The organism is Variovorax sp. YR750 (genome assembly GCF_900109805.1).
GTDB lineage: Bacteria > Pseudomonadota > Gammaproteobacteria > Burkholderiales > Burkholderiaceae_C > Variovorax > Variovorax gossypii.
The window spans coordinates 188,824-203,667 of sequence record NZ_FOBJ01000016.1 but is presented as its reverse complement, the minus strand read 5'-3'; the positions used below and the strand labels follow the sequence as shown (position 1 = coordinate 203,667).

The following is a 14,844-nucleotide window of genomic DNA, read 5'->3' as shown; positions in this document are numbered from 1 at the left end:
TCCGGACATCGATGTGCGATGCCCTTTCAGCGTTCGCTCAGGCGTGAGCCTTGATCGAATCGGCCAGCGTGTTCACCAGCGTGTCGATGTGCGACTTCTCCACGATGTACGGCGGCGCGATCACCAGCACGTCGCCCGCGGGCCGTACCAGCGCGCCCTTGTGGAAGCAGTCGAGGAAGATCTCGTAGGCGCGCTTGCCCGGCGTGCCCGCGATGGGTGCGAGCTCCACCGCGGCGGCGAGGCCGAGGCTGCGGATGCTGATCACGTTGGGCAGGCCCTTGAGCGTGCTGTGGAATGCGTCGCCCAGCACCTTTCCCATCTCACCTGCGCGCGCGAACAGGTTTTCCTGCCTGAAGAGATCGAGCGTGGCGATGGCCGCGGCGCAGGCCACCGGGTGGCCCGAGTAGGTGTAGCCATGGAAGAACTCGACCACGTGCTCGGGCGCGTCGGTCTTCATCATCGCGTCGTAGAGCTTGTCGCGGCAGATCACGCCGCCCAGCGGAATGACGCCGTTGGTCACGCACTTGGCGAAGTTCAGCATGTCGGGCACCACGCCGAAGTAGTCGGACGCGAAGTTGGTACCCATGCGGCCGAAGCCGGTGATGACCTCGTCGAAGATCAGCAGGATGCCGTGCTTGTCGCAGATCTCGCGCAGGCGCTTGAGGTAGCCCTTGGGCGGCAGGTACCAGCCCGCCGAACCGGCCACCGGCTCGACGATGATCGCGGCCACGTTGCTCGGGTCGTGCAGCGGCAGGATTCGCGTCTCGAGCTCGACCAGCGGGTCTTCGGCCCACACCGGCTCCTCGTTGTGGATGTAGGCGTGGTTCACCGGGTCGTGGATGAAGCGCATGTGGTCCACGCGCGGCAGGAAGGCCGAGCCGAACACCTTGCGGTTCCCCGGAATGCCGCCCACCGACATGCCGCCGAAGCCCACGCCGTGATAGCCCTTCTCGCGGCCGATGAACACGTTGCGGTGGCCCTCGCCGCGCGCGCGGTGGTAGGCCAGCGCCACCTTCATCGAGGTGTCGGCGGCTTCCGAGCCCGAGTTGCAGAAGAGCACCTTGTTGAGGTCGCCCGGGGCGAGCGAGGCGATCATCTCGGCCGCCTTGAAGGCCTTGTCGTTGCTCACCTGGAAGGCGGTGGCGTAGTCGAGCGTGTCGAGCTGCTGCTTGATCGCTTCGTTGATGGGCTTGCGGTTGTGGCCCGCGCCCACGCACCACAGCGAGGAGATGCCGTCGATCACCTTGCGGCCGTCGTGGGTGGTGAACTCCATGCCGTCGGCCGCCACGAACACGCGCGGGTCCTTGCGGAAATGACGGTTGGGGGTGAAGGGCAACCACTGGTTGTCCATGTTGAAGTCCTGATAGGCCATGTCTCGCTCCTGCGGTTGGGGTATCTGGGAGGGGAAAATCGCGATTCTGGCACCCCTGCCACAATTACGCCCCTGGATATGGATCACCCCCAGGCTTGCCCACTGCGTGCGGCCGCCAACCCCCTTGCCGGGGGCGATACCTGCGGCCCGGCAAAGCCGGTTCCGCGGTATCCCTGGAATCGGCGCGCGGCGGTAGAGCCGCATGCCGGTTGATCGAGCAACTGAACTGATATGACGACGAATACGCCCGCCTACATCCTGAACCTTTCCTGCCCCGACCGGACGGGCATCGTGCACGCCGTCTCGGGCTTCCTGCTCGAGCGCGGCGCCAACATCGAGGAGGCGGCCCAGTACAACGACCATGACACGGGCCTGTTCTTCATGCGCGTGCGCTTCGCCTGCGGCGCCCACAGCGAATCCGCGCTGCGCGAGGAACTGAAGACCTTCGCCACAGGCTTCGGCATGACCCTGCAGCTGCACGCCGCCGCCGAGCCGATGAAGACGGTGATCCTGGTCAGCAAGGAAGGCCACTGCCTGAACGACCTGCTGTTCCGCTGGAAGAGCGGCCTGCTCGCCATCGACGTGCGCGCCATCATCTCGAACCATCGCGACTTCTACCAGCTGGCCGCCAGCTACAACGTGCCCTTCCACCACATCCCGCTGACGGCCGCGACCAAGGCACAGGCCGAGACGAAGCAGCTGGAAATCATCGAGGCCGAGGGCGCCGAGCTCGTGGTGCTCGCGCGCTACATGCAGATCCTGAGCGACAACCTGTGCCGCAGCCTCTCGGGCCGCGCGATCAACATCCACCACTCGTTCCTGCCCAGCTTCAAGGGCGCCAAGCCCTACTACCAGGCCCACGACCGTGGCGTGAAGCTGATCGGTGCCACCGCCCACTACGTGACGGCCGACCTCGACGAAGGCCCGATCATCGAGCAGGACGTGGCCCGCGCGGACCACACCGACACGGTCGAAGACCTCACGGCCCGCGGCCGCGACACCGAGAGCCAGGTGCTGGCGCGCGCGGTGAAGTGGCACAGCGAGCACCGGGTGCTGCTGAACGGGCATCGCACGGTGGTGTTCCGCTGATCCCCGGATCCTCGTCGAGCAGCAGGCCCTGAAACGAACATGCCCCCTGAAAAGGGGGCATGCGTGCTTCAGGCGCTGCCGTCAGTTGCGATACGGATTGTTCGGCCGGCGGTCATAGCGGTTCGGTACGCCGTCGCCGTCACGGTCCCAGCGGCCCGAGTTGTAGACCCAGCGGCCGCCGTCCTGGCGCCACTCCGGCGGACGGTAGGCGTAGCCCGGGCGGGCTCGGACCCAGCCGCCGCCGATCCACACGTGGCGGCCGCCACGCCACTCGTAATGTCCCGGCGCCCACACGTAGCCGCGGCGCGGCGGGGGAACGCGCTCATAGCGCGGCGGAGGCGGCGGCGTCTGGATGGTGATCACAGGCTGCGCCTGCACGGCCGTCGGAACGGTCAGTGCGCCCACCGACAGAAGCGATGCAGCGCCGACGGAAAGAGCCAATGCGAGTTTTTTCATGAAGAACTCCTCATGAGTTGTTGGAGGAGCCTTCATGCTGCCCAGCCCTTGTGAACCTCCTGTAAGCCAGACACGAAGTCTTGTGTAAAGCTGTGACGCGCCTTTGGGGCCTTTTGGGCTCTTGCTAGCGCTCACTCACAGAGGTTCGCAGAGGTTTTCCGGCATTCACTCCTGCAGTTCGTGCAGGTCTATGGCCGTGGCCATCGCCGCATGGCCGGCCTTGTTGGGGTGCAGGTGGTCGCCCGAGTCGTAGAGCGGGTTCAGCGCCTGCGGGTCGGCCGGATCGCGCAGCGCGGCGTCGAAATCGATCACGCCGTCGATGTCCTGCCTGCTGCGGATCCAGCGGTTCACGGCCTCGCGCATGACTTCGTTCGCCTCGCTCCAGTAGGGCGTGTTCCTGAACGGCGGCACGGTGCCGATCAGCACCTTCACGCCCTTGGCGCGGGCCTGCTTCACGAGCTGCTTCAGCCCCTCGGTGATGCGCTCGGCCGTCGGCATGTCGCGCGGCTTCAGTTCGGCGCCGGGCACCTTGGCGAACATCGCGCGGCCGATGTCGTTGGTACCCAGCAGGATGATCGCGTGCGTCACGCCGCTCTGCTTCAGCGCGTCGAGCTCGAAGCGCGAGAGCCCGCTGGGCCCGATGCCGTCGGCCAGCAGACGGTTGCCGCCGATGCCGAGATTGAGCACCGCGACGTCCTGGCCGCCGGGTTGCGTATCGCGCAGGCGCGTGGCCAGCATGTCGGGATAGGCACCGCTGGTGGCCTCGGTGCTGCCGGCGGTGATCGAATCGCCGAATGCCACGACAGTGCGAATGGACCTGGTGGTGAGCACGTCGAGCCCTGTCACGATCTGGTTCAGCACCAGCGTCGACGGGTTCCTGAGCTTCGGCGTCATCACGGCATTGCCGGCCGTGACCCAGGTCGAGCCCGACTCCAGCATCGATGCCGTGGCGAACGGCGTGGTGCGGTCGAAGAAGGCGCTCACGACCACTGTCTGCCCCGCCTGCACCGGAAGGTCGACGCCATCGCTCCATGCATCCGCGCCCGGGGCGATGGTGAGGCTGCTGCGGCCGCCGAAACGCAGCACGTGCAGCGAGGTCGGCGAGAACGCCTCGCCACCGGTGCCGCGCGCCACGCTCGCGGCGGCGATGCGCAGCGGCGTCTTGCCGAAGCGATTGGAAAAGCGGATGCGGATGCGCTCGCCGTCGAGCGACAGCTCCACCTTCTGGCGAAGCGTCTGCCCGCGCAGGTCATTGCCCGCTGGCGACGAGAAGCCGGCGCCTCCCGGGCTCGCGGCCATCTCGGCGAACTCGACAGGCGCCACGGCCCAGCTCGCGACCCAGTGCGCCTCGGCGGGCTGCCGCGGACGCCCATCGGGCGTGACGGCCTGCACGCCGACGGCCAGCAGGGCGAGGAGGAAGGCGGCCACCCAGTGCGCGACGGCAACGTCGCGGAGGCGGGCTGCCCATCGGGAGACCAGATTCATGCGCGCAAAGCGGCCCAGTGTACGGAGCCACTGTTCCCCCGCGCGTGACGAGGTCTAAAGCCCGGTTACCAGGTGTCTACATACGCAACCGCAGGTGCCTGCGCCTTCGTGGCCGATGAAAGGCCACGCACCAGCCAGGTGCGTGTTTCGGCGGGGTCGATCACCGCGTCGATCTCCAGCGTCTGCGCCATGTGGATCGCCTCGCCGTTCTCGTACTGCTGCGCCACCAGCTTCTTGAAGAGCGCATCGCGCTCGGCGCCCTCGGACGCGGCGGCCAGTTCCTTGCGGAAACCCAGCCGCACGGCACCTTCGAGCCCCATCGCGCCGAATTCGCCGGTGGGCCAGGCCACTGTGAAAACAGGCGCATCGAAGCCGCCGGCCGTCATCGCCTGCGCACCCAGTCCGTAGCCCTTGCGCAGCACCACGGCGAAGAAGGGAACGCGCAGGTGCGAGGCCACCATGAACATGCGGCACACGTGGCGCACCTGCGCCTGCGCCTCGATGTCGGGCCCGACCATGAAGCCGGGCGTGTCGCACAACGAAACAATTGGAAGGCCGTGCGCGTTGCACAGCTGCATGAAGCGCGCGGACTTGTCGGCCGCCTCCACGTCGATCGCGCCGCCGAGATGATGCGGGTTGTTGGCCATCAGGCCCACGGGCCTGCCCTCGATGCGCGCGAGCGCGGTGACGATGCCCGCGCCGAAGCCCGCGCGCAGCTCGAGCAGCGAGCCGGTGTCGGCCACGCCGCGCATCGCGGCGCGCACGTCGTACACGCGAAGCCGGTTCTCAGGCACCACATGGCGCAGCGTGCGCGGGTCGGCGCACTGCCAGTCGGTGGTCGCGCCCTGGAAGTACGAGAGGTACTGCTTCGCGGCGGCCACCGCGGCGGCTTCGTCCTCCACCAGGATGTCGATCACGCCGTTGCGCGACTGCACGCCGCTCGGCCCGATCTGCTCGGGCGCGAAGGTGCCGAGCCCGCCGCCCTCGATCATCGCGGGGCCGCTCATGCCGATGTTGCTGCCCTTGGTGGCGATGATCACGTCGGCGCAGCCCAGCAGCGCCGCGTTGCCCGCGAAGCAGCGCCCGTGCACGATGCCCACGACGGGCACCTTGCCCGACAGCGCCGCGAACTGGCTGAAGGTGTGGTTGTTCAGGCCGGCCACGATGGGCATGTCGGTGTCGCCTGGTCGCCCGCCGCCGCCTTCCGCGAACAGCACCAGCGGCAGCCTGAGCTGGTGCGCCACCGCCAGCAGCCGATCGGTCTTGTGGTGATTGCGCATGCCCTGCGTGCCGGCCAGCACGGTGTAGTCGTAGGCCAGCACCGCGCAGCGCGAGGCCTCGGGCCCGAACTGCTTCGCGTTGATGCTGCCCAGCCCCGTGACCATGCCGTCGGCGGGCGTGTTGACGATCAGGTCTTCCAGCGAGCGGCGGCGCGTCTGCGCGGCGATGGCGAGCGCGCCGTACTCGATGAAGTTGCCGGGATCGGAGGCCGTGTCGCACAGGTCGGCGATGTTCTCGCGCGCGGTGCGCCCGCCCTGCGCGTGGCGCTTGTCGACCGCCGTCTTGCGGTTGGCATCGAGCGTGTAGGCGTGGCGGTCGATCACCTTCCGCAGGTCGGGGCGGATCGCATCCAGGTCGTGCTCCGCGCGGGCTTCCGCCTGCACCGCCTGCGCGTCGACGGCTTCGAGCTGCACCAGCGACTGCCCCTCGACGAGGTAGTCGCCGGGTGCGGCCAGCAGCGCGACCACGCGGCCGGCCACGGGCGCGTGCAGCAGGTGCTCCATCTTCATGGCCTCGAGCACGCCGAGCTGCGCGCCGACCGGCAGCACGTCGCCCACCTCGACCTCGAACTGCACGAGGCGCGCGGGCATCGGGGCCTTGACGGTGAGTTCGTCCGATCCGTCGTCATCGGCAACAGGCGACGATTCCGCCGGTGTCTGCACCGTCTTCCTCGCCTGCTTTTCGAAGGCGGTTGCGGCAGCGAGCAGATCGCCCAGGTGCGCCTCCACGAAGCGCGTGTGCACCGCCTGCGTCGCGAACTCGGGCCGCGCCGCGATGGCACGCAGCAGCGGCAGGTTGGTGGCGATGCCGTCGATGTGGCATTCGTCCAGCGCGCGCAGCGAGCGGCGCAGCGCGTCCTCGAAGCGCGGCGACGGCGAGTGCACGATGAGCTTGGCCAGCAGCGTGTCGTAGTGCGGCGATGGCGCGAGGCCCGCGTAGCCGTGCGTGTCCACGCGCACTCCGGGGCCGGCCGGCAAATCGAAGCGCGCGAGCGTGCCGCCCGAAGGACGGGCATTGCCCTGCGCGTCGAGCGTCTCCGCGTTGATGCGCCACTGCACCGCGAAGCCGCGCTGCGCCGCCGTGCGATCGGGCTCCACGCCGAGCTCGCCCAGCGACTGGCCGGCAGCGACGGCGATCTGCAGCTGCACCAGATCGAGCCCCGTCACGGCCTCCGTCACCGTGTGCTCGACCTGCAGGCGCGGGTTCGCCTCGATGAAGACGAAGGGCAGCGTCGCCGATGCCGCGTCGACGAGAAATTCGAAGGTGCCGAGGCCCCGATAGCCCACCTTCTTCGCCATGCGCAGCGCCGCCTGCGTGACCTGCGCGCGCAAGGCTTCGGGCAGTGAGGGGCTGGGCGCGATCTCCACCAGCTTCTGGAAGCGCCGCTGCAGCGTGCACTCGCGCTCGCCGAGGCTGGCGACAGCCTTGCCGTCGCCCAGCACCTGCACCTCGATGTGCCGCGCATTGCGCATCAGCCGCTCGACGTACACGCCCTCGATGCCGAAGGCGGCCTTGGCCTCCGACATGCAACGCGCATGCGCCTCGGGCAGATCCTCCGCGTTCAGCACCGCTCGCATGCCGCGCCCGCCGCCCCCGCCGATGGCCTTCACCATCACGCCGGCACCTTGCGCATGCTGCTCGGCGAAGAAGGCCTGCGCCTGCGCGAGCGTCACGGCGCCGGCGCTGCCGGGCATCACCGGCACGTCGCACTGCGCGGCCAGCTCGCGCGCGCGCGCCTTGTCGCCGAAGAGCTCGAGCTGCCCGGGCGTTGGGCCGATGAAGGTCAGGCCGGCATCCGCGCAGGCCTGCGCGAAATCGGCGCGCTCGCTGAGAAAGCCGTAGCCGGGATGCACCGCATCGCAGCCCCGGGCCTTCGCCACGGCGATCAGCGCCGCGATGTCGAGGTACGCAGAAGGCCCCGTCGCGTCGAGCGCAACGGCCGTGTCGGCCAGCTGCACGTGCAGCGCCGTCGCGTCGTCGCGCGCATGCACCGCCACGCTGGCGATGCCCAGGTCGCGCAGCGCGCGCACCAGGCGCACCGCGATCTCGCCGCGGTTGGCAATCAGAACTTTGGAGAACAGCAAACGGAACCTCTCAGCTTTTGTCTTTGAGCAATCGGCGCAGCACCTTGCCCGCGCCGGTGGTGGGCAACGCGTCGATGAAGCTCACCGCGCGCGGCGCCTTGTAGCTAGCCATGTTGTCGCGCGACCAGGCGATGAGCGCATCGGCTTCGAGCGCGGCGCCCGGCTTGCGCACGATGAAGGCCTTCACGACCTCGCCCTTCTCGGCATCGGGCTGCGCGATGACTGCCGCCTGCGCCACCGCCGGATGCTTGATGAGGATGGTTTCGACCTCCTCGGGGAACACGCTGTAGCCCGAGACCTTGATCATTTCCTTGAAGCGGCCGATGAAGGTGAGATACCCGTCGGCGTCGATCCTGCCCATGTCGCCCGTGTGCACCCAGCCGTTGCGCAGCGTGGCGGCCGTGGCCTCGGGCTTGTTCCAGTAGCCCTTGAACGAGCCGGGGCTGGTGAGCACGATCTCGCCGACCTCGCCGGTGGGCACGTCGGCCTGCGTATCGGTGTCGATGATGCGGATGGTCACGCCCGGCACCGCGATGCCCTGCGTGCCCCAGCGCGGCGCGTGGTGCGGCGTGTAGGTGTCGCAGGTGTGGGTCTCGCTCAGGCCGTAGGCCGCCTCGAACGAGGTGCAGTTGGGCGCGTGCGAGCGCCACTGCAGCGCCAGCGGCTCGGTGAAGGTGATGCCGAAGCTGGTCACCGGGTTCATCTTCAGGCTCGACAGGTCGAAGCCGGCGATGTCCGGCACCTGCATGCAGGCCACGTTCATCGGCGCGATGCTGTACCACCAGCTCACCCTGTAGGTGTCGATGGCCTGCAGCACGGCGCGCGGATCGAAGCGATGCATCAGCACCGAGGTCGCGCCGGTGAGCACGGGCACGTTGACGCCCATCAGCATGCCGGCGATGTGATACAGCGGCGCGATGGACAGCAACACGTCCCCGGGCCCCACGCCGTTGCAGTCGGCCGCCGCGCGCGTCTTGAAGAGTGCGTTGCCGTAGCTCAGCATCGCGCCCTTGGGCAGGCCGGTGGTGCCCGAGGTGTAGGTCATGAGCGCCACGTCGTCCATGGCGATGGCCACGGGCTGCGGCTTCGCATCGCCACGCATCACGGCGAGAAAGTCTTCGCAGCCCTCGGCCGCGGCGCGGCCGGCCTTGCGCTCCGCCGCCAGTTCGGCCGGCAGGTCGAGCGAGGGCGGGTCGGGCAGCAGGTCGGCGTAGTGCACCACGAAGACGTGTTCCAGCGCGCTCTCCGGCTGCACCTTGCGCACGACCGGCAGCAGCGGCGCGGCGGCGACGATCACGCGCGCCTTCAGGTCGTTGACCTGGTAGGCCAGCTCGTGCTCCTTGTTGAGCGGCCCGCTCGGGCAGACGATGGCGCCGATCTTCTGGATGCCGAAGTGCGCCACCAGGTACTGCGGGCAGTTGTTGAGGAAGAGCACCACCGGCTCGCCCTTCTTCACGCCCAGCGCCTGCAGGCGCGCGGCGAAGGCGTCGCTCGCGCGGTCGAGCTCGGCCCAGCTCATCGAGTGGCCGTACCAGATGCAGGCGGGGCTGCCGCCACGCCCGCGCGCGTGGGTGCGCAGGTACTCGTGCAGGGGCTGCTGCGGGCGTTCGGGCAATGTCTCCATGGCGTCACTTTCTCAGGGTTATCGATAGCCGCCTGCGGCGGGCGGGCGCTTGCCAATGCCGCATGGTGCACGAACAATCCTACCCATGGGTATAACTTCCGCGACACGGCACAAACCCTCTGCACAGCAAGAGCAGCAGCAGAGCGAGAGCAGCACGACGGCACAGCCGCACCTTCCGCAGGGCACCGGCCGCCAGCGCGCGGCCACGCAGGGCACCGACCTGCAGCGCGAGCGCATCCTGCAGGCGGCGGCGCAGCTCTTCGCGGCGCAGGGCTATGCCAACACGACCATGGCGCAGATCGTGCGCGAACTGGGCGTGACCAAGCCCTTCGTGTACTACTACTTCCGCGACAAGCAGGAGATCTTCGAGACGCTGTCGTGGCGCCCCGCGGTCGACTGCTTCACCGCGCTCGACTTCGCCGCCGCCGACCCGCGCCGCGCGAGCGAGAAGGTGCTCGAGGGCATCGAGCGGCTGATCCGAGCGACCATCTCGCACCACCCGGTGGCCTTCTTCCCCTATCGCGAGCCGCAGGTGTACCGCCCCGAGTACATCGCCGCGCAGAAGAAGCTCGCGCATCACTTCTACGACCTGCTGTGCCCGCTGCTCGAGGAAGCACGCGCCGACGGCGACCTCGACTTCACCGAGACCAAGATCACCGCGCTCGCGGCCTGCAGCCTGCCGGGCTTCCTCTACAGCTGGTACCGCCCGGGCGGGCGCCTCTCGCCCGACGAAGTCGTGGCCGAACTCACGAAGCTGGCAAGCCGCGTGATCGGGCTGCGCACGAAGAACTGAAGACAACACCTCCGGAGACAAATCACCATGAAGTTCAGGAAAGCGCCACTGGCGCGGATCGCCCTTGCCTGCCTGCTGGCCACCGCCGGCGCGTCGCACGCCCAGCAGGCTACCTACAAGATCGCCTACATCGATCCGCTGTCGGGCCCCTTCGCCAACGTCGGCGAGCTGATGCTGATGCACACGCAGTACGCCATCGAGGACATCAACGCGAAAGGCGGCGTGCTCGGCGGCACGAAGCTGCAGCTGCTGCAGTTCGACAGCAAGCTCTCGGCGCAGGAAAGCCAGAGCGCGCTGCAGGCAGCCATCGACCAGGGCGCGAAGGCCATCGTGACCGGCGGCTCGGGCTCCTCGGTGGTCACGGCGCTGGTGCAGTCGGTGGCGCGCTGGAACCAGCGCAACCCGGGCAAGGAGCTGATCGTTCTGAACCACTCCTCCATCGACCCCGAGATGACGGGCAAGGCCTGCAGCTTCTGGCACTTCCAGACCGAGGCCAACACCGCGATGAAGATGAAGGCGCTGGCCAACTACATCAAGAAGACGCCGGACGTGAAGAAGGTCTACCTGCTGAACCAGGACTACGCGCACGGCAAGCAATGGGCCAGCTACGGCCGCCAGCTGGTGGGCCTGGCGCGGCCCGACATCCAGTTCGTGGGCGAGACGCTGCACCCCATCGGCCGCGTGAAGGACTTCGCGCCCTACATCGCCAACGTGAAGCAAAGCGGCGCCGACTCGGTCATCACCGGCAACTGGGGCCAGGACATGACGCTGCTGCTGAAGGCGGCCGGCGACGCAGGCTACAACCTGCGCTACTTCAACCACAGCGCGGGCTCGGTGCCGGGCACGGTCACGGCTGTGTCGCAGGCCAAGCTGGGCCAGCTGACCTGGGTGGCCGAATGGCACCCGGGCGAGGCCGACACGCCGAAGGTCGACGCGCTTGCCAAGGCCTACAAGGCCAAGACGGGCAAGGACTTCCTCGCGCCGCGCATCGACATGACGCCGCGCCTGCTGGCCGCCGCCATCGACAAGGCCGGCTCCACCGACACGGTGAAGGTCGCGCGCGCACTCGAGGACCTGACTTTCGACTCCGTGGTGGGCCCGGTGCGCATGCGCGCAGAAGACCACCAGCTGCTGCTGCCGCAGGTGGTCAACACCATCGCGCCGGTGGACGGCAAGACGGTGAAGACGGGCTGGGAAGGCACGAACTATGGTTTTCGCACCGACGCGGTCTATACCGGGAACGAACTGGCACAGGGCACGGAGTGCAAGATGGTCCGGCCCTGAGCGATTCCTTCGCGACTGCTGAAGAGGGCGGGGTCTTGTAAGGGAAACCCCGTCCTGCCTGCCGCCTGTGCCGTCGGGATACTCCGGCTTGCGAAGCCCGGATATCAGAGGCGGGTCCATTCCAAAGGCACAACAAGACCATGGCAGGCAAAAACTCGCTCCATCCGATCCCTCACCCGGCGAAGAAACCCTTCGTCGGCAACCTGCTGTCGATCGGGTCCGACTCTCCCGTGCTCGACATGTGGAAGATCGCGCAGGACCTCGGCGGCATCTACTGGCTGGACATGCCGGGCATGCCGGTGATCGTGGTGTCATCGCCCGCGCTGGTCGACGAGCTCTGCGAGGAAGAGCGCTTCGACAAGAGCACGCGCGGCGCGCTGCGCCGGCTGCGCGCCGCGTCGCACGGCCTCTTCACCTCCGACACGCACGAGGAAACCTGGTCGAAGCCGCACAACATCCTGCTGGCCAACTTCAGCCAGCGCGCGATGCAGGCCTACCACCCGATGATGCTGGACATCGCCGGGCAACTGGTCACCAAGTGGGAGCGCCTGAACTTCGACGAAGAGGTGGACGTGGTGCGTGACATGACCGCGCTCACGCTCGACACCATCGGCCTGTGCGGCTTCGGCTACCGCTTCAACTCGTTCTACCGCGAGGGCTTCCATCCCTTCGTCGATGCGATGGTGCGCACGCTGGAGACTGTGCAGAACCGCCGCGGCCTGCCGCTCGAAGAGCTAATGCTGAAGAAGGAGCTCGCGCAGCAGCGCAAGGACATCCGGTACATGCACAAGATGGTGGAGGACATCATCGAGGAGCGGCGCGCGAGCGGAGCCGACATCGCCACCAAGCCCGACCTGCTGAGCTACATGATCGCGGGCGTGGACAAGAAGAGCGGCGAGAAGCTCACCGACAAGATGATCCGCGACGAGTGCATCGAATTCCTCATCGCGGGACACGAAACCACCAGCGGCCTGCTTTCCTTCGCCATCTACTTCCTGCTGAACAACCCGGACGCCATGGCCAAGGCGCAGGCCGAGGTCGACAACGTGTTCGGCCCCGACACCACGCAGAAGCCCACCTACGCGCAGGTCAACCGCCTGCAGTACGTGATGCAGGTGCTGAAGGAGTCGCTGCGCCTGTACCCCACCGCGCCCGCGATCTCGATGCGCGCCAAGGAAGAAACGAAGATCGGCGGCCAGTACACGATCAAGAAGAACAACATGGTCATCATGCACGCGCTGGCGCTGCATCGCGACAAGGGCATCTGGGGCGAGGACGCCGACCAGTTCAACCCCGACCACTTCAGCCGCGAGGCCGAGCGCGAGCGGCCGGTGAACGCCTTCAAGCCCTTCGGCAACGGGCAGCGCGCCTGCATCGGGCGGCAGTTCGCGCTGCAGGAAGCAGTGCTCACGCTGGGCATGATCCTGCAGCGCTTCAACCTGGTGGACCACACGGGCTACAAGCTGAAGATCAAGGAAGCGCTGACGATCAAGCCCGAGAACTTCAGGATCAAGGCGCTGCTGCGCGACCCGGCCACGCGCCCGCGCGGCAACATGACCGATGCGGCCGCCGCCCCGGTGCAGCCTGTGCAGGCTGCCGCGCGCAAGCCGCAGGCGGCGCGCCATGGCACCTCGCTGCTGGTGCTGCAGGGCTCGAACCTCGGCACGGCCGAAGACCTCGCACGCCAACTGGCAGAGGCCGGCGAGATGCGCGGCTTCTCCACGCAGCTGGCCTCGCTCGACGACTATGCCGAGCGGCTGCCGGCCAGCGGCGCGGTCGCCATCGTCTGCGCTTCGTACAACGGCGCGGCACCCGACAACGCAGCCGAGTTCCACCGCTGGCTCGACAAGGCCGACGACTCGCTCAATGGCGTGCGCTTCAGCGTCTTCGGCTGCGGCAACACCGACTGGGCCTCCACCTACCAGGCCGTGCCGCGCCGCATCGACGAGCGGCTGGAAGCGCTGGGCGCCGCGCGCGTTCACTCGCGCGGCGAGGGCGATGCGCGCGAGGACATGGACGGCGCCTTCCAGGACTGGAGCGACGCGCTCTGGCCCGAGCTGGCGAAGGCCTTCGACATCAAGACCGGCGCCGACACGCCCGCGCAGAGCGAGCCGCTCTACACGCTGGAAGAACTGCCGCCGCCGCAGAAGAACGCGATCGTCGACGCGCTGGGCGCGGTGGCGCTGCGCGTGATCGAGAACCGCGAGCTGCAAAGCGGCGGCAGCGACGGCGAAGCCGGCCGCTCGACCCGCCACGTCGAGCTGATGCTGCCCGAGGGCCTGGTCTACCGCGCCGGCGACCACCTGAGCGTGGTGCCGCGCAACGGCCCCGCGCAGGTCGAGCGCGCGATGAAGCGCTTCGGCTTCGACCGCACGGCCCATGTGCGGCTGCACGCGGCGGCGGGCCGCAAGGCAGCGCTGCCGGTGGAACAGGTGGTGGCGGTCGACCGCCTGCTGGGCGACTATGTCGAACTGCAGGACGTGGCGACGCGCAAGCAGATCGCGACGCTCGCGGCATATACCGAGTGCCCGTTCAGCAAGCCAAAGCTCGTGGCGCTGTCGGGCAGCGACGAGGCCTCGCAGGCGAAGTACAAGGCCGAGGTGCTGCACAAGCGCAAGTCGGTGCTCGACCTGCTGGACGAGTTCCCGGCCTGCCAGGTGCCCTTCGCCGTGTTCCTCGAGATGCTCTCGCCGCTCTCGCCGCGCTACTACTCGATTTCATCGTCGCCCACGATGACGCCGGGCCGCTGCAGCGTGACGGTGGGCGTGGTGAACGGACCGGCCAAGTCGGGCATCGGCACCTTCGAGGGCGTGTGCTCCAACTTCCTGGCGCGCGCGGAAGCCGGCGACACGGTGCACGGCGTGGTGCGCGAGACCACGGCCGAGGGCTTCAGGCTACCGGAGGACGCGAGCCGGCCGCTCATCATGGTCGGCCCCGGCACCGGGCTCGCGCCCTTCCGCGGCTTCCTGCAGGAGCGCGCGGCGCAGGTCGAGGCGGGCACCGCGCTCGGCGAGGCGCTGCTCTTCTTCGGCTGCCGCCATCCGGAGCAGGACTTCATCTACGCGGACGAACTCGAGGCATGGGCGCATCGCGGCCTGATGAAGCTGCACACCGCGTTCTCGCGCGCTGGCGAGCGCAAGGTCTACGTGCAGGACCTCATCCGCGAGCAGGCCGCCCACGTGTGGAAGCTGCTGGAAGCGGGCGCGGTGGTCTACGTGTGCGGCGACGGCTCGCGCATGGAGCCCGATGTGCGGCGCACGCTGAGCGACCTCGCGCGCGAGCACGGGCACGACAGCACCGCGTGGATGGACAGGATGATCGCCGACCAGCGCTACGTGCTGGACGTGTGGGCGGGGAACTGAGGAAGGCCCGAGGG

The 14,844-nt window shown here is 68.3% G+C and carries 9 protein-coding genes; 4 read left to right on the top strand and 5 right to left on the bottom strand.

What is annotated here, in order from left to right; all coding sequences use genetic code 11:
• Nucleotides 1-37 precede the first annotated feature (37 nt).
• Nucleotides 38-1,372 carry an omega-aminotransferase AptA gene (locus BMY35_RS29070; RefSeq protein ID WP_093206459.1) on the bottom strand — a complete coding sequence of 445 codons (1,335 nt, stop codon included), beginning with the start codon at nt 1,370-1,372 and terminating at the stop codon, nt 38-40.
• A gap of 231 nt (nt 1,373-1,603) precedes the next feature.
• Here BMY35_RS29070 and purU point away from each other — a divergent pair, with 231 nt between their 5' ends.
• Nucleotides 1,604-2,461, top strand: a complete 858-nt coding sequence (gene purU / locus BMY35_RS29065; RefSeq protein WP_093206458.1) for a formyltetrahydrofolate deformylase — start codon at nt 1,604-1,606, stop codon at nt 2,459-2,461.
• Nucleotides 2,462-2,542: 81 nt separating this feature from the next.
• Here purU and BMY35_RS29060 read toward each other — a convergent pair whose 3' ends face one another.
• From BMY35_RS29060 to BMY35_RS29045, 4 genes are all read right to left on the bottom strand, one after another.
• Nucleotides 2,543-2,917: a YXWGXW repeat-containing protein gene (locus tag BMY35_RS29060; protein ID WP_093206457.1), complete on the bottom strand. Its 375-nt coding sequence runs from the start codon at nt 2,915-2,917 to the stop codon at nt 2,543-2,545.
• Between the two features lie 165 nt (nt 2,918-3,082).
• Nucleotides 3,083-4,402 (bottom strand): SGNH/GDSL hydrolase family protein, encoded by a 1,320-nt coding sequence (locus BMY35_RS29055; protein ID WP_177213730.1) that lies wholly within the window; start codon nt 4,400-4,402, stop codon nt 3,083-3,085.
• Nucleotides 4,403-4,467: 65 nt separating this feature from the next.
• On the bottom strand, nt 4,468-7,764 hold the full coding sequence (locus BMY35_RS29050; protein WP_093206498.1) for a carboxyl transferase domain-containing protein: 3,297 nt from the start codon (nt 7,762-7,764) through the stop codon (nt 4,468-4,470).
• A 13-nt stretch (nt 7,765-7,777) separates the two neighbouring features.
• Complete coding sequence (locus BMY35_RS29045; RefSeq protein ID WP_093206456.1) at nt 7,778-9,391, bottom strand: AMP-binding protein; 1,614 nt, start codon at nt 9,389-9,391, stop codon at nt 7,778-7,780.
• An 85-nt stretch (nt 9,392-9,476) separates the two neighbouring features.
• On the opposite strand from BMY35_RS29045, the gene BMY35_RS29040 reads away from it, so the two are divergent.
• The 3 genes from BMY35_RS29040 to BMY35_RS29030 all read left to right on the top strand — a co-directional run bounded on the left by BMY35_RS29040 (nt 9,477) and on the right by BMY35_RS29030 (nt 14,830).
• Nucleotides 9,477-10,184 (top strand): TetR/AcrR family transcriptional regulator, encoded by a 708-nt coding sequence (locus BMY35_RS29040; RefSeq protein WP_093206455.1) that lies wholly within the window; start codon nt 9,477-9,479, stop codon nt 10,182-10,184.
• Nucleotides 10,185-10,211: 27 nt separating this feature from the next.
• Complete coding sequence (locus BMY35_RS29035) at nt 10,212-11,468, top strand: branched-chain amino acid ABC transporter substrate-binding protein (RefSeq protein WP_093206454.1); 1,257 nt, start codon at nt 10,212-10,214, stop codon at nt 11,466-11,468.
• A gap of 140 nt (nt 11,469-11,608) precedes the next feature.
• Complete coding sequence (locus BMY35_RS29030; protein WP_093206453.1) at nt 11,609-14,830, top strand: bifunctional cytochrome P450/NADPH--P450 reductase; 3,222 nt, start codon at nt 11,609-11,611, stop codon at nt 14,828-14,830.
• The last annotated feature ends 14 nt before the right edge of the window (nt 14,831-14,844 follow it).

Bases quoted from the DNA above. Each gene is read 5' to 3' on its own strand.
- purU (WP_093206458.1), top strand. From the start codon at position 1,604: ATGACGACGAATACGCCCGCCTACATCCTGAACCTTTCCTGCCCCGAC.
- BMY35_RS29030 (WP_093206453.1), top strand. From the start codon at position 11,609: ATGGCAGGCAAAAACTCGCTCCATCCGATCCCTCACCCGGCGAAGAAA.
- BMY35_RS29055 (WP_177213730.1), bottom strand. From the start codon at position 4,402: ATGAATCTGGTCTCCCGATGGGCAGCCCGCCTCCGCGACGTTGCCGTC.
- BMY35_RS29035 (WP_093206454.1), top strand. From the start codon at position 10,212: ATGAAGTTCAGGAAAGCGCCACTGGCGCGGATCGCCCTTGCCTGCCTG.
- BMY35_RS29040 (WP_093206455.1), top strand. From the start codon at position 9,477: ATGGGTATAACTTCCGCGACACGGCACAAACCCTCTGCACAGCAAGAG.
- BMY35_RS29070 (WP_093206459.1), bottom strand. From the start codon at position 1,372: ATGGCCTATCAGGACTTCAACATGGACAACCAGTGGTTGCCCTTCACC.
- BMY35_RS29060 (WP_093206457.1), bottom strand. From the start codon at position 2,917: ATGAAAAAACTCGCATTGGCTCTTTCCGTCGGCGCTGCATCGCTTCTG.
- BMY35_RS29045 (WP_093206456.1), bottom strand. From the start codon at position 9,391: ATGGAGACATTGCCCGAACGCCCGCAGCAGCCCCTGCACGAGTACCTG.